This is a genomic window from Vreelandella sedimenti, assembly GCF_013416325.1.
Lineage (GTDB): Bacteria > Pseudomonadota > Gammaproteobacteria > Pseudomonadales > Halomonadaceae > Vreelandella > Vreelandella sedimenti.
On record NZ_JACCGK010000017.1, the window covers coordinates 49,067 to 65,077 of the forward strand.

Consider the following 16,011-nt stretch of genomic DNA (forward strand, 5'->3'; position numbering starts at 1 on the left):
GCGATAATTTTGAGCATTAAACATTTATCGCCTGAAACGCTCAATGAGCGCCGCATGCAAGCCGTAAAGCTACGCTTGGATGGGGTCACGGTTGCGTTGGTAAGCCAACAAACCGGGCTTTCTTCCCCGACCGTTTCGGCGGCCTGGAAGGCGTTTCGTGAAGGTGGCTGGGCGGCAGTGCCGGTACGCCCCCGCGGCCGTTTAAAAGGGCAGGCCAATGTGCTTGATGCCGCTATTCAACAACGGTTGTGGGAGGCACTGTATGCCCCGCCCCCCGCTGAACAGCCAGGCTGGAGCAGCGCTGACCTTGTGGCTTTTTTACGCGATGAGCATGGTGTTGAGCTGAGCCAGCGCGGTATTGAGCACTGGTGGGAAAGCCAAGGTTTGAAGCATGAGCCTTGGCCGTTAAGCGCATTGGCTAAGCAACGCTCGCAGCGGGGCCGGTGGTATCGGCAGGCCGTTGCGCCGCGGTTTAATAGGTTAGAAGAGGCCGACCAGCGTTGGCAGGGTGGTGTGCGCCGGGTGGCGCATCCACAGCGTCCGGTTTATCAGCTCTATTTGCATGGCCCCCGTGGCCGGTTGTGGATGCGTTGTTTTAGGCGCCCGCCCGTGGCAGATGATTATCTGGCTGCAATGCAGGCGCTCATTGGCAAGAGTGAACAAAGTAACAGGCCAGTCGCCTTGGTATTTCATGGCGCTTGGTTGTCAGCCAGCCCGCAGGTAACGGCTTGGTTGGCGCAACAAACGATGTTTTGGTTAGTGCCGGTGCCTGCCGATATGGGCTTGGCTTCCTAGGCCCTGTCTGAAAACTGGCTGCGCTCGACCATACGGCGTTAAAAATCGGCTCAAAGTACTCATTTACACTACGTAAACTTCGTCTTTTCGCCGATTTTTGCCTTGTCTGGTCTTCGCTCGCCGACTTTTCAGACAGAGCCTGGCACTTGAAAGCAAACTTTTTCACGCTATGTTTTTTCACACAATTGTTGGGACAGATGATGACATCACTCACCCATTTACAGCGACTGGAAGCGGAAAGCATTCAGATCATGCGCGAAGTGGTTGCCGAGACTGAAAACCCGGTAATGCTTTATTCCGTTGGCAAAGACTCGGCGGTCATGCTGCACCTGGCCCGCAAAGCTTTTGCACCTTCTCCGCCGCCGTTTCCGCTGCTGCACGTTGATACCCGCTGGAAGTTCCGGGCCATGTATGAATTCCGCGACAATATGGCGGAAGAGATTGGTATGGATCTGCTGGTGCATATCAATCCGGAAGGTGTCGAGAAGGACATCAATCCGTTTACCCACGGCTCGGCGATTCATACCGACATAATGAAGACCGAAGGCTTAAAGCAGGCGCTGGATAAGTACGGCTTTGATGCGGCTTTTGGCGGCGCCCGGCGCGATGAGGAGAAATCCCGTGCCAAGGAACGTATTTTTTCGTTCCGTACTGCACAGCACCGCTGGGATCCTAAAAATCAGCGCCCGGAGTTATGGAAGCTCTATAACACCCGGAAGAATGGCAAAGAGTCTATTCGCGTATTTCCGATTTCCAACTGGACCGAGCTGGATATCTGGCAGTACATCTACCTGCAGAATATCCCCATTGTGCCGCTTTACTATGCGGCTGAACGGCCGGTGGTGGAGCGCGATGGTGCGCTGATTATGGTCGATGATGAACGCATGCCGTTAGAGCCGGGTGAAGTGCCCATGATGCGTAAAGTACGTTTTCGCACATTGGGGTGTTACCCGCTAACCGGTGCGGTTGAATCAGAAGCGGATACCTTGCCCGCCATTATTCAAGAAATGCTGTTGACCAAAACATCGGAACGCCAGGGCCGGGTCATTGATAGTGATAGTGCGGCATCCATGGAGAAGAAAAAGCAAGAGGGGTATTTTTAATGTCTCACTCATCTGACCTGATTGCTGGCGATATCGAAGGCTACCTGAAAGCCCATGAGCACAAAGGCTTGCTGCGCTTTATTACTTGCGGCAGCGTAGACGACGGCAAAAGCACCCTGATTGGCCGCCTGCTGTTTGAGTCCAAGTTGCTGTTTGAAGATCAACTGGCAGCAATAGAAGCGGACTCGAAAAAATACGGCACCCAGGGCGGCGAGATGGATTTTGCGCTGCTGGTGGATGGCCTGGCCGCTGAGCGCGAGCAGGGCATTACCATTGATGTGGCCTACCGTTTCTTCTCGACCGAGAAGCGCAAGTTCATCGTGGCGGATACGCCGGGGCATGAGCAGTACACCCGCAATATGGTTACCGGGGCTTCCACTGCCGACGCGGCTATTTTGATGGTCGACGCACGCCATGGGATTTTGACGCAAACCCGCCGCCATAGCTTTTTGATGTCGTTAATGGGTATGCGCCACCTGGTGGTGGCCATTAATAAGATGGATTTGGTCGACTACTCCAAAGCGCGTTTTGATCAAATCGTCGAAGAGTACCGTGCTTTCGCCAAACAGCTGGGGTTGGAGAACATCACCTTCATTCCTATGTCGGCGCTGAAGGGCGACAACGTCATCGAGCACAGCGCCAAAATGCCGTGGTACCACGGTACGACGCTGCTGGGTTACCTGGAAACCGTCGAGCTGGATGCTGAGCATCTTCAACGCTCTCCCTTCCGCATGCCTGTGCAGTGGGTGAATCGCCCCAACCTGGATTTCCGCGGTTTTACCGGCATGGTGGCCAGCGGTGTGGTGCGCCCAGGCGACCAAATTCGCGTTCAGCCTTCTGGCAAAACCAGCACTGTTTCGCGGATTTATACCCTGGATGGTGACCTGGAAGAGGCGGTAGCCGGGCAGTCGATTACACTGCTGCTGGAAGATGAAATTGATATTTCCCGTGGCGATGTCATTTCCGGCGTAGATGAGCCAGCCCACACCGCCGACCAGTTTGAAACCACCCTGGTGTGGATGCACGAAGCACCGCTGTTGCCGGGCCGCCCTTACTTGATGAAGCTGGGTACCCAAACGGTTTCGGCAACCGTGACGGATATCAAGTATCAGGTCAACGTCAATACCCTGGAACACACCGCGAGCAAGCAGCTTGATCTGAACGGTATTGGTATTTGCACCCTAAGCCTTAACCGTGCCGTTGCCTTTGATGCCTATAAAGACAACCACGATACCGGTGGCTTTATCCTCATCGACCGTATGACCAACAATACGGTTGGCGCAGGCATGCTGCACTTCGCCTTACGGCGTAGCCAGAATATCCATATGCAGCATGTGGATATCGATAAGCAGGCGCGTGCGTTGGCCAAAGGCCAGAAACCTGCCGTGTTGTGGTTCACCGGGCTTTCTGGGGCGGGTAAATCGACCATTGCTAACCTGGTTGAGAAAAAACTCTTCACCCACGGTCAGCATACTTATCTGCTGGATGGCGATAACGTGCGCCATGGCTTGAATCGTGATTTAGGCTTTACCGATGCTGACCGCGTTGAAAACGTGCGCCGGGTAGCGGAAACCGCCAAGCTGATGGTGGATGCCGGGTTGATCGTGATGTCGGCGTTTATCTCGCCATTCCGCAGCGAGCGCCAACTGGCACGGGATCTGTTGGAAGCGGGCGAGTTCATCGAGATTTTTGTCGATGCTCCGCTGGATGTTGTCGAGGCGCGTGACCCGAAAGGCCTGTATAAAAAGGCCCGCCGTGGTGAGCTTAAAAACTTCACCGGTATTGATTCGACCTATGAAGCCCCCGAAGCGCCGGATGTGCACCTGAAGACATCCGAAATGGATGCGGAAGAAGCAGCCGACGCCGTGATCGCAGCCTTGCGTGAACGTGGAATGATCAGCTGATTTGAATGCACTAGCTGTCAGGTGGTGGCGAGGTTGGCCGCTACCTGGCAGCTTTTTTTATGCAAAGGCTAGGTCTTAAAGACTAAATCTTAAAGGGCTAAGTCTTAAAGGGCTACGTCTTATAGAGGGATTAGATTATGGCGCTTATTGATCAAGTACTGCTGGATGCCATTGAAGGTATAGCTCGCGAAGCTGGCGACGCCATCATGAGCGTTTACGCCCGCGAGTTCAGCGTGGAAGAGAAGGAAGACAAAAGCCCGTTAACCGAGGCAGATAAAGCGGCGCACAACGTTATTATGCGCGGTTTGCAGGCGCTGCCGGTGCAGATCCCGATCCTCTCTGAAGAGGATATTGAGGGGTTTTCAGGTGCTGATGCTGAGGGCCGCTACTGGTTAGTTGACCCGTTGGATGGCACCAAAGAGTTCATCAAGCGTAACGGCGAGTTCACCGTCAATATTGCCCTGATTGAAAACGGTAAGCCGGTGCTCGGCGTGGTGACTGCCCCGGCGCTTGAGGTGGGCTATGTGGCCGCACGGGGGCTGGGCGCGTTTAAGATTGAAGCCGATGGTCATCGTAAGGCTATTTCCGTGGCAGGCAAACCTAATCCGGGTACCGCATGGCGTGTAGTGGGCAGTCGTTCGCACCCTAGTCCTGATTTGGCCGCTTGGTTGGAACAGTTGGGCGAGCACACCATGCTGCCCATGGGCAGTTCGCTGAAGCTGTGCATCATTGCCGAAGGTTTCGCCGATACCTACCCACGTTTGGGCCCCACCTGTTTGTGGGACACCGGCGCCGCCCATGCGGTAGTGCTGGAAGCAGGCGGCCGGGTAGAAACCCTGGAAGGCACGGCGCTTAGCTACGCCAACCCCAGCGAAAAGCTCAACCCCTACTTTGTGGTGTGGGGGCATTAAGCCTGAGCAGCTCTTGAGGTATCGCTTTACTGTTGATCAACAGTATACCGGTTGGACACGTTAAAGAAGCAGCGTTGATGGTTATATAGCCCCTTAAACAGGGGCTTTCGTTATTATGGGCTAAGCTATTGTAGGCTTTGCTTTTGTATCGCTGCCCGTTGGTTGTGTTGTAAAAAGGAGTTCACAAATGGAAGCCGTTTTAAAAGCGTTTTATGAACAACAGCCGAATGCCAGCGTGGTTAAGGAACGCGTAGCGTTTGGCACCTCTGGCCATCGTGGCCGCTCCATCGAGCGTACCTTTAATGCCTCGCATATTTACGCCATTACCCAGGCAGTGGTCGATTACCGCCTTGAGGCGGGTTACCAGGGGCCGTTGTTTTTAGGTTTCGATACCCACGCGCTTTCTCGCCCGGCGTGGGAGTGCGCGCTGCAGGTGTTGGCTGCCAATCGGGTGCCGGTATTCGTCGAGAAGGATCACGGCTACACCGCGACGCCGCTGATTAGCCAGGCAATTCTGCACCACAATCACCCTGAGGATCAGGCGGCGCCGGATGTGGCACTCGCGGATGGCTTAATCATCACGCCTTCGCATAATCCGCCGGAAGATGGCGGCATTAAGTACAACCCGCACCACGGTGGCCCGGCGGATACCGATGCCACCGGCTGGATCGAGCTACGCGCTAACGCTTACCTGCTGCGTCAATTAGAAGATGTGCACACGGTGTCGGTTGACGAGGCGATTGCTCACGCTCAGGAGTACGATTTCACTGCACATTACGTTGCCAAGCTCGGCAGCGTGGTGGATATTGCCGCGATTCAGGATGCTAACCTGACCTTAGGCGCCGACCCCATGGGGGGCACGGCACTGCCGGTGTGGCAGGCGATAGCAGCGCACTACCACCTCAATCTCGAGGTGGTGAATACTACGGTCGATGCTGAGTTTGCATTTATGCCGCCGGATCACGACGGCAAAATCCGTATGGATTGTTCAAGCCCGGCGGCGATGGCCAATCTGCTCAACATTAAAGACCGCTTCGATATCGCTTTTGGTAACGACCCGGATGCCGACCGCCACGGTATTGTCGATGCCAACGGCTTGATGAATCCAAACCACTTTTTGGCGGTGTGCATCGATTACCTGATGACCCACCGCCCAGAGTGGGCTGCTTCGCTAAAAGTCGGTAAGACGCTGGTTTCTTCTTCCATGATTGATCGAGTCGTCGCTTCTCACCAGCGCGAGCTGTATGAAGTGCCGGTAGGCTTTAAGTGGTTTGTGGAAGGTCTGCATGAAGGCTGGCTGGCGTTTGGCGGCGAAGAGAGTGCTGGCGCTAGCTTGCTGACCCGCAACGGCAAGGCGTGGTCTACCGATAAGGATGGCATCGTGCTGTGTTTGCTGGCAGCGGAAATTATGTCAGTGACCGGTAAAACGCCTAGCGAGTATTACCGCACCCTTACCGAGCGCTTCGGCGAGCCCTTCTACAAGCGGGTGGATACCGCCTGTTCGCCGGAAGAGAAAGCGGCGTTTAAAAACCTGACGGCTGAGAGCGTGACCGAGAAGCAGCTGGCGGGTGATCCCATTACTGCCGTGCTGGTCAACGCCCCCGGTAATGGCGCTTCGATTGGTGGCATCAAGGTCACCACCGAAAATGGCTGGTTTGCCGCACGCCCCAGCGGCACGGAATCGCTATATAAAGTCTACGCCGAAAGCTTCAAAGGCGAGCAACATCTGGACGAGCTGATCGAAAACGCTAAAGCGCTATTGGCGGGGGTGTTGAAAGGGTAGAGCCGCCCCCTTGAACTGTCGGCTGTTCTTGCTGATTACTACGATAGAGTCGGCGCTATGCTGGTGGTCACACCATGCCAGCATTCGAGAGCGACAAAAATTTGAGGTGATGTGACCGCCGTAAAAATCGATTTCAATTTTTACGGCGAGAAGTTCAGTGCTTCAGGTGTCATTGTGGATAGCGGCTGTGGGTGTGGGTTTCTGGCGTAATGCCCTGAAATTATGGCATTTTCAGCCGCTTTCTTTATCCTCTGTGAGAATCCTGGGTTAGCGGTAAAATACTTGCTGTACCTTGTCGCCTTACCTTACTCAAGAAGAGAAAGTACGCCTTGCGGGGTCTGGTTAGCTTGGGCTAGCACAGAAGTGCCTGCCTGCTGCAAAATCTGCAGCTTTGCCATAGCAGAGGTTTCCTGAGCATAGTCGGTATCCATAATGCGCGATTTCGCCGCGGTGGTATTGACGCTCTGCGTTGCCAGGTTTTCAATAGCGCTATCAAATCGATTAGTGAGGGCGCCGTACTGACCACGGTAACCATCAACTTGGTTTAGCGCCTCCTGCAGCTTGTCCATCGCTTCACGCGCTTTTTCGATGGGGTCTAGCTCAACATCCTCCAAGCCAAGAGACACATGATCCGCTGGAGTTGGCTCTACAGTAATAGTGTCCATTTTTTCACCGACCTGAGCATCGACTACAATTTCAGTTGCAGCGCTCTCCGGAGAAGTAGCGTCAGACGCAGGCATGTCATCCCACTCAGCCTGCACGTTAAAAACGCCTGTGCCTGTCACAACCAATATTAAAGGCTCTTTTACTTCATCAATATTGACCCGTTCCAGGCTATGGGTGGCATCTGTTGAGCCATCACTTGCATCTGTATCACTACTAAAGCGATCGCCATCACCTGTATACACAAACGTCATGCCGCCATAGCTCTTGGTCTCACCATCCTCAAGCTGATCTGAAAATACGGCGTCAGCATCTGCTTCAATATAAAACAAGTCAGAAGCATCATATTCAGCATCAGAAAAGAAACCTAAGTCTTTCTCAGAGTTTTGGAAAATCTTAGCTTTAAGATCATCGGCCGTATCAACACCATTCGCTTTCCAGGTGTAATCATCCAAAGGCGTTCCAACCAGGTGCTTGCCGCTACGAGTGAAAATTTGTATATCGTCTTCAGCACCGGTCAAACCATCAACTGAGATAGTGACATTTTTGGCTCCACTAGGGATGAAAGTAACAGGCTCTATGCCGGAGCCCTGTCCCATAAGCCTATCGCCACTATCTTCGAAGAGATCCCCCATACTCTGGGTTTCCCCCAAGCTGGACTCAACCGGCGCCAACGGATATTTTCCAAACGCTTCTGTACTCGTGGCAATACGATCAATCTCGGCACGCAGCTCTTTATACTCGGCGTTTACCGAAGCGCGGTCGGTATCGGAAAGGGTTCCATTTGCCGCCTGCACGGCTAATTCTCGTGAGCGGTGCAGGATGTCATTGATACCATCTAGCCCGCCCTCTGCGGTTTGCATCAGCGAGATGCCGTCATTAATGCCACGAGTGACCGTAGTATTAGCGCGCACATTGGATTCCATGCGGTTGGCGATCGCCTGCCCCGCGGCATCATCTTTGGCGCTATTAATACGCAGGCCTGAGGAGAGCCGCTCTATCGCAGTGTTTAAGCTGGCCTGCGTTTTTCTTAGGTTATTTTGTCCACCCAAAGCGGCAAGGTTGGTGTTAATGGCTGGCATCGGTAACCCTTCTTTATAAATAACATTATGTATTATAAGCCTTATACGGCCAGAACAAATAAAACTTTAGTGTTTTCTGCATTAACGCTTTTTGAGTACATTCAAAGGCCCATTACCACCGCTCAGATTGTCTACTATTTGGCCAACCCCTGTGACCCAGACACATTTCCTACTTTTCGTCATTGAATCGAGCGGGGAGTGACGGGCACCATCCATCGGGGGCGCAAGCTTGGGCCGAATTCGTTTAGAATGCCGTAGGTCGTTGAGCACCGAGACCAACTGGGTTGTCCATTTGCTAATTATAAGGAAGCCGTCGCCGATATGAGCCAGCAGTGTAAAGAATTAATAGCCAACAGCGGTATCGCGTTCGGCACCAGCGGCGCCCGGGGGCTGGTCGAACAGTTTAGCGATGACGTATGTGCGGCCTTTACCGTGGCTTTTTTGCATGTCATGCGCGAGCACGTTGACGTCAACCGGGTAGCCATGGGTATGGATCGCCGTCCGAACAGCCCTGACATGGCGGCGGCATGTACAGCTGCTGCAAGGGCGGTGGGCATTGAAGTGGCTGACTACGGCATCCTGCCTACCCCTGCGTTAGCGCTCCAGGCCATGGCGGATGGTATCCCTGCAATCATGATTACCGGTAGCCATATTCCTTTTGATCGTAACGGCATCAAATTTTATCGGCCGGAGGGTGAGATCACCAAGGCGGATGAGCAGGCCATTCTAAACGCTGAGGTTGAACTGCCACAGCTGGGGGCGATTGCCCGTAATAGCGAGCGCAATGCGGCTAATGAACGTTACTTAACGCGTTTTACAACATGGTTTGAGGGCAAGCCGCTGATAGGTATGCGTGTGGGCCTGTATCAACACTCTGCGGCGGGGCGTGACCTTAGTCAGCAGGTATTAGAAGCGCTGGGGGCAAGCGTTATCCCTCTTGGCCGTAGTGAGCAGTTTGTACCTGTCGATACCGAAGCGGTTAGCGAAGAAGACCGTGCTAAGGCTTCCACCTGGTCAGCAGAGCACAACTTGGATGCATTATTCACCACGGATGGCGATGGCGATCGCCCGTTGTTGGCCGATGAACATGGCCAGTGGTTGCGTGGCGATATCCTTGGTTTGCTATGTGCTCGGGAATTAGGCATACAGGCGCTAGCGGTACCGGTGAGTTGTAATACTGCTATTGAAGGCTGTGGGGCATTTGCGCAGGTGGTACGTACCCGCATAGGCTCACCTTATGTGCTGGCCGCTATGGGGGCGCTGACTGAACAAAATACTCAGGTAGCTGGGTTCGAAGCGAATGGCGGTTTTTTGTTGGCGAGCCGGCTGCAAAAAGAAACGGGTTACCTGGAGGCACTGCCTACGCGTGATGCCTTGCTGCCCGCATTAACACTGCTGGTAGCAGCTGCACAGCAAAATAAGCCTCTGTCAGCATTAGTCGATGGCTTACCATTGCGCTTTACCGCCAGTGACAGGCTCAAATCCTTCCCTACAGAGCGCAGCGCTGCTTTGTTGTCACAATGGAAAGATGACTTGCCTGCCATGCAAAAGGCGTTGGGCTTGGAAGCGAGCATTATTCATGTAGATAGTACCGATGGTCTACGGGTAACGCTTACAACAGGAGATGTTGTTCATCTTCGCCCATCAGGCAATGCGCCAGAACTGCGCTGCTATGCAGAAGCTGGGACGTCAGAGCAGGCCGCCGAAGTGGCCAAAAAAAGCCTAGCTGCTTGCGCTCATTTTTTATAACCCACCATGCAAGGTGGTGGGTTGCGGTATGGCAGCCAACCGCTTGCTTGCGCAAAAGCTATGGTTGGGTTGCTTAAGCTCCTGAATTCGGAAACTCTCATCTTAGAAAATGAAGATATTCATATTGCTTGCTATCTCCCTGTCCGTTATAGATAAGTAGACTTTGAATGTTAATTTATGTAAATATAGATTAATGTCTAATTATTCTTTTCTTTTAGGCCGAATGAAAAATTCATGGGGTCGCAAATGAATAGGGTCGCAATTGAATAGAGTAACAAATGAACAGGGGGAGTAATGAATAGTTCGAGTTTACAGCTGTCGCAGCGTGTATATACCCCATTAAATGCATTACAGGCCCATGCTGAACGTCTCCAGGCGCAATCGCTCAGTGACCTGATTGGTAGCGATACTCCCTCAGCCCGTCGGCGCTCTAGTTCATTAGCATTTACTTTTAATACGCTACATTTAGACCTTAGTAAGCAACGTGTAACTCAGGAGACCCTTTCATTATTAACTGATTGGGCACACAGCTGTGGGCTTGAAGAGAAGCGTAAAGCATTGTTTGCTGGCGCTAAAATGAATACCTCTGAAAAGCGTGAGGCAATGCATATGGCAGCGCGCTGGCCAACGGCTGCTACTCCTCCCAACGGCATGGAAGATGCCGCCGCTTTTTGTCAGCAGCAGCGTTTACGCTTAGCCGAAATTGTTGAGCGAGTGCATCAGCGTGAGTGGTTTGGTGCCACTGGGCAGTCAATCACCGATGTAGTGCATATTGGCGTTGGCGGGTCTGATTTAGGGCCAAAACTGATTAGTGAAGCTTTGGCAGATCGACCAAGCCATACTGTTGTCAACGTTCACTTCGTCTCTAGCATGGATGGCACCCAGCTTTTACCGTTGATGGAGTCACTGGATCCTGCTACCACGCTATTGGTGTTGGCATCTAAATCGTTTACCACAGCGGATACGCAGTTCAATGTACAAACGGCCTTGGTATGGTTGAGTGAATCACTGGAAGTTGATGTGCCCACTATTTGTTGCTATCAACTTTTAGGGGTCTCCTCCAGACCGGATAAAATGACTGAGTTTGGTATTCCTGACGCCCATCAATTGGTCTTTAAAGACTGGATTGGTGGGCGTTTTTCATTATGGTCGCCAATTGGTGTCAGCGTTGCGATGCAGCTTGGTATGGCTAAATTTAATTCGCTGCTCGAAGGGGCGCACATGATGGATCGCCACTTCCTGGAGACGCCGCTGACCGAAAATTTGCCCGTCTTAGTCGCATTAGTGGGCGCTTGGAATTGCCAATTTCTGAATATTTCCAGCCATGCCATACTGCCTTATGATGCCCGGCTGAAAAGTTTGCCTGCCTATTTACAGCAATTAGAGATGGAATCAAATGGTAAGAGTGTGTGCCTGGATGGGCGCTCTGTTACTCATGCGACCTGCCCAATTATCTGGGGCGATGTGGGGTCGAATGCTCAGCATGCGTTTTATCAACTTATGCATCAGGGCGGGCATACGGTAAGTGCCGATTTTGTAGCGGTGGCCGGGCGTGAGGTAGCAGCAACACAGGCTGTGCGTGAGTCGTTGGCCTCCCAGGAGCAACTAACCTTAGCTAATTGCCTAGCCCAGGCGCAGTTGTTCGCGTTGGGTGACGATGCTATTCCTAATGCACTGCGCGGATCTATGGCTCAGAGTCATCGCGGCAACCAGCCTAATTCGCTTTTGCTGCTTAATCAGCTAAACGCTTGGAGTATGGGGGCACTGTTAGCGCTTTACGAACACAAGGTGTTTGTTCAATCGGTATTGTGGAACCTAAACCCTTTTGATCAGCCGGGCGTCGAGCTAGGCAAGAAGCTGGCCACCCGCCTTTACCAAGCGCTGGCAGGGGAGGCTTCCGAGCAAGACATCGTACATGACATAGAACATGACATCGTACATGACATAGTTAACGATCCTAGTACCTTACAATTGCTGAAAAAAGTAAGCGAATGGAGAAAGTGAGTGTTGCTCTGTTTCAAGTTGAGCGGAGCTAAAAAAATAAAGGTAAATTAGAATGTTTAAAAAAATGAATGTCATCTTTATTTCGACCACTACGGCGCTTTCACTGCTGCTATCTTGCTCTGTTTTGGCGGATGAAGTGTATAGCGAGACAGCCACAGGAATGGTCGAAGCAGCTGTTCAAGCGATCTGTGATGGCGATAAAGACAGGCATCTTGCAATGCATCAGCGGGAAATTGCTCCTGATCTCTATTATGACGAAAAGTTTTCAGCCTTCCATGAAGCATGCAGAGAGAAAAGGATATTAAGCATTGAAACTATATCAGATCTTGGTAATGCATTAATGCAAGAGCAAAAGCGTAGATTTCACATTGATACGAACATTGTTATGGGTGACGGGTCTGTGTACGCAACCACGTTTCGAGTGATTTGGGGGGCATTCGGGGTACCCGAAGTCGGAAATCCAGTCGAGGCGTGGAGATTGGGTGGAATTAGTAGAGTGCAGGTACCCACGCTTAAGGAAGTACGCTAGACAAGTTAGGCTGGGTAAGAGCTGCCTACGCTCGATAATTCAGCGTTACAACTCGCCCTGAACGTCAACCCGATTCTTTTTTCACTGATCTTTGCTTTGCTTTGCTTTGCTTTGCCTTCGCTCGTCGGTTTTTTGTACAAAGCCTCGTTTCACCTCATCCCAATATACCGCAGATACGGCGCCGCCAGTGCCTGGTGGCCCGTGTAGCTTCGCGGCCATCCCCGTGGGTAGCCTTACCCATGTCGAGTACTCCTCTGGCATTACCTTCTCTTCTTACTCACCCAATAAGTTAGGTGGGCTCACGTGTATGTGTGATTAATAGATGCTGATTATTAGTTGATAATACACTTTAAATAAAAGTTTATTACTAGTTATCTTCTAATCAGAAGTATGAGATAAGCCGCGAAATTTGAAATATAAGTTATGGGTGTTACTTATGTGGTCAGTTTGTTTTATTAAATTGGTTCTTGTGCGCTTGGCAGTTTTTGTCCAGTCTTATAAAAATTAATAAATTTATTGAATGATATAAATATTTGGTATCGAGGGTTGCCATTATACCCCGGGGCGGTAGCGTGGTTAAAAGAAGAAACCCCTCACCATCATAATAAATGACAGATACATGCCAGGCGCCGATCCGAACTGAGGGCTGCACTAGGTTGATTGTCGGTCTTTTACGTATGACGACTCATGAGTATATACGATCAATATGCATGGTTGATCAATCAAAAAATTTATTTTAAATAATGGTTTACGACGAAGAAATGTGTAATTAAAAGAATGAGTTGATGCCGGTTTTAAAACATTTAAGTTTCTGGTGTTACTTTTTTAGTCAGTTAATTATTATTAAGTTCAATCTTGGGCGCTGTGCTTTTTATCCAAGATTACTAAAAATACACAATGCGTTTAAATGTTATAAAAACGCTTGGTCTCGGGGATTGCCGCTATATCCTGGGGCGGTAGCGTGGCTGATGGCAAGTTGCACCAAGTTGTATCAAGTTGCATAAAGTTTCACCAAGTTGCACCAACTAGTTGCACCAGATAGTTGCACTAAATATGCCTTTATCCGCCACGCTTTTATTTAACCACCATGCTTATAACCTTATCGTTTCATACACCTATACCTATACCTGCTTCCTCTAAAGTTACTTAATCTCTTTTCTCAACGTCTATATAAGGTCGCCGCGTGACAGACAGCCCGCCCTCAAAACCAACCTACGCGCCAGACATCGACCTTGGCCATTTTTTTGGCTGGCTAGTTGACTGTAAGTGGTTGATTTTATTTGTAATATTTCTTTTTGGTGTCGGTGGCTACCTGTATGCTGGCTCGCAGCCCCGCATATACAGTGCCGATTCGCTTGTGCAGGTAGAAAGCAAGGATAGCACGCTGATCAACCTGCCCGGGATGTCGGGGCAGGCAAGCCTTGAGGAAAACAGGACACTGACCGAGATCGGAATCCTGAAATCGAGAATGGTACTGGGTGGGGCAGTTGACCGCGAAAATCTGACCATCCGAGTCACCCCCAGGCGCTTGTACTTTCTCGGTAACTTCCTCGTCAACCGGGGTGTGTCCGTACCCTCTTTGATGCGTGATCATCCTTATGTATGGGCCAATGAATTTGTCGATGTCTCGCGATTCGAAGTGCCCGAGGGGGCCTCTAGAGGTCCCTACATTATCCGCTCAGAGGGTGATGGTGGTTATACCTTGCTACAGGGCGAGCGTGTTTTGTTTACCGGGCAGGCTGGCGAAACACTGCACAGCGACGATGGTTATCGGTTGTTCGTGCAACGCCTCGAAGCGCATGCAGGTGCCGAGTTCCTGCTATCCCTAAGTACCCGTCTGAGTGCGATCAATGCGCTCAAATCAAGTTTGAGTAGCTCCCAAGCGGAAGGGGAGTGGCTGGTCAATCTTCGCCTGACCGGTCAGGACAGAACGCAGATTGAGGATACTCTCAACACTATTATGGAGGTCTTCCTGGCACAAAACATCGAGCGTCAGTCCGCCCAGGCCGACCGTCAGCTTCAGTTCCTTGCGGAACAGATTCCCCAGGTTAGCGAACAGCTCTCCGCTTCAGAATCTAACCTGAACGATTATCGCGCCCAACGCGATTCCGTTGATCTGGATTTCCAGACCGAAGCCATGCTGAACAATCTGGTGACAATCGAAAATCAATTGTCGGATATCGAGTTTCAGCGGATCGAACTGGGGCAACGTTTCACTAGTGGTCACCCAACCTACCAAGTGCTGGTTAATAAGAAGCAGCGACTGGAAGAAAGCAAAGCGGAATTGGAAATTCAGATTCACGACCTCCCCGAAACCCAGCAGGAGATCCTTAGGCTTGAGCGGGCGGCTCGCGTTAATCAGGAAATCTATATACAGCTGCTCAACAAGCAGCAAGAAATGCGCCTGATTCAGGCGGGAACGGTGGGCAATGTCAGGATACTCGACTCGGCTGTCGTCCAGCCGTGGCCCATTGCGCCGCTTTCAAGCCGGATCGTGTCCAGAAGTTTGCTCATGGGCTTGTTCGTCGCGATTGCTATCGTTTTGGCTCGCTACCTACTCAATCGTAGCATCGAAGTACCCAAGCAGCTTGAGGATCAGGGCCTTCCTGTCTATGCGGCCGTGCCCCTTTCCGTTGAGCAGAAGAAGCTTTCGGGAGGCTTCAAGACCGGTTCGCATTACCGCAAGCGCGCCGCTCTGCGTCAGCGTATTGGTCTTTGTGACCTGCTGGCCTTGCGAAGCCCGAATGATCTCTCTATCGAAGCTATACGCAGTCTGCGCACCAGCTTGCACTTCGCCATGATGGATGCGGATAACAACCGACTCATGATTACGGGGTCTTCACCAACGGTCGGAAAGAGCTTCATTAGCGCTAACCTGGCCGCGGTTTGTGCCCAGACTGGTCAGAAGGTACTCGTCATCGATGGCGACCTGCGTAAGGGGCATCTCCACCATGCCTTTCAAGGCGAAAGCGATGCTGGGCTTTCCGAACTACTGGTTGGTCAACTGACATTAGAAGGAGCGGTTCGTAGTACCGCGGTGGAAGGGTTGGACTATATCTCTCGAGGCGTCTCTCCGCCCAACCCTTCTGAACTGCTGATGCAGCCGAGCTTTTCACAGCTAATGAAGGATGTGTCCTCCCGCTACGACCTGGTGATTATCGATACCCCACCGGTACTGGCGGCGACCGATGCCGCCATCATTGGTAAGCAGGTTGGCACTAGCTTGCTCGTGGTGCGTTTCGGAATGAATCCGGCGCGGGAAATCGAAGCAACGATACAGCGTCTTGGAACCAGCGGCGTCACTCTCAAAGGCGCCATCCTCAACGCTATGGAACGTACAGCCGCCACCAATTATGGCTATTACGGCCACTATAAATATTCTTAATAATAATTAAGTTTTTCTGGAGGGACGATGCTCGCTTGTCGTCGCTGTAGATATCGAGGGCGTCGTGTCGTACGCCATCAGACTAACCATCAATGTGGCCCTT

The 16,011-nt window shown here is 51.7% G+C and carries 10 protein-coding genes; 9 read left to right on the top strand and 1 reads right to left on the bottom strand.

The window, feature by feature from the left end; genetic code table 11:
- The first annotated feature begins 54 nt into the window (after window positions 1-54).
- From HZU72_RS18245 to pgm, 5 genes are all read left to right on the top strand, one after another.
- Window positions 55-795 (top strand): helix-turn-helix domain-containing protein, encoded by a 741-nt coding sequence (locus tag HZU72_RS18245; RefSeq protein WP_180094695.1) that lies wholly within the window; start codon window positions 55-57, stop codon window positions 793-795.
- Between the two features lie 200 nt (window positions 796-995).
- Window positions 996-1,898, top strand: a complete 903-nt coding sequence (gene cysD / locus HZU72_RS18250) for a sulfate adenylyltransferase subunit CysD (RefSeq protein WP_027958948.1) — start codon at window positions 996-998, stop codon at window positions 1,896-1,898.
- The gene (cysN, locus tag HZU72_RS18255; protein ID WP_180094697.1) at window positions 1,898-3,802 is read left to right on the top strand and encodes a sulfate adenylyltransferase subunit CysN; all 1,905 of its coding nucleotides are present in this window, start codon (window positions 1,898-1,900) and stop codon (window positions 3,800-3,802) included. The genes cysD and cysN overlap by 1 nt, the downstream gene beginning before the upstream one ends.
- A 137-nt stretch (window positions 3,803-3,939) precedes the next feature.
- Window positions 3,940-4,713 (top strand): 3'(2'),5'-bisphosphate nucleotidase CysQ, encoded by a 774-nt coding sequence (cysQ, locus tag HZU72_RS18260; RefSeq protein WP_180094699.1) that lies wholly within the window; start codon window positions 3,940-3,942, stop codon window positions 4,711-4,713.
- A 187-nt stretch (window positions 4,714-4,900) separates the two neighbouring features.
- Window positions 4,901-6,496 carry a phosphoglucomutase (alpha-D-glucose-1,6-bisphosphate-dependent) gene (gene pgm, locus HZU72_RS18265; RefSeq protein ID WP_180094701.1) on the top strand — a complete coding sequence of 532 codons (1,596 nt, stop codon included), beginning with the start codon at window positions 4,901-4,903 and terminating at the stop codon, window positions 6,494-6,496.
- A 305-nt stretch (window positions 6,497-6,801) separates the two neighbouring features.
- On the opposite strand, the gene HZU72_RS24145 is transcribed toward pgm, so the two are convergent.
- A complete protein-coding gene (locus HZU72_RS24145) occupies window positions 6,802-8,241 on the bottom strand; it encodes a flagellin N-terminal helical domain-containing protein (protein ID WP_180094703.1) in 1,440 nt (479 codons plus the stop codon).
- Window positions 8,242-8,562: 321 nt separating this feature from the next.
- Here HZU72_RS24145 and HZU72_RS18275 point away from each other — a divergent pair, with 321 nt between their 5' ends.
- The 4 genes from HZU72_RS18275 to HZU72_RS24150 all read left to right on the top strand — a co-directional run bounded on the left by HZU72_RS18275 (window position 8,563) and on the right by HZU72_RS24150 (window position 15,908).
- Window positions 8,563-9,990: a phosphomannomutase gene (locus HZU72_RS18275; protein WP_180094705.1), complete on the top strand. Its 1,428-nt coding sequence runs from the start codon at window positions 8,563-8,565 to the stop codon at window positions 9,988-9,990.
- A gap of 294 nt (window positions 9,991-10,284) precedes the next feature.
- The gene (pgi, locus tag HZU72_RS18280; RefSeq protein WP_180094707.1) at window positions 10,285-11,994 is read left to right on the top strand and encodes a glucose-6-phosphate isomerase; all 1,710 of its coding nucleotides are present in this window, start codon (window positions 10,285-10,287) and stop codon (window positions 11,992-11,994) included.
- A gap of 52 nt (window positions 11,995-12,046) precedes the next feature.
- Complete coding sequence (locus HZU72_RS18285; protein ID WP_180094709.1) at window positions 12,047-12,523, top strand: hypothetical protein; 477 nt, start codon at window positions 12,047-12,049, stop codon at window positions 12,521-12,523.
- Between the two features lie 1,183 nt (window positions 12,524-13,706).
- Window positions 13,707-15,908 carry a polysaccharide biosynthesis tyrosine autokinase gene (locus HZU72_RS24150; RefSeq protein WP_180094710.1) on the top strand — a complete coding sequence of 734 codons (2,202 nt, stop codon included), beginning with the start codon at window positions 13,707-13,709 and terminating at the stop codon, window positions 15,906-15,908.
- Window positions 15,909-16,011: the final 103 nt, after the last annotated feature.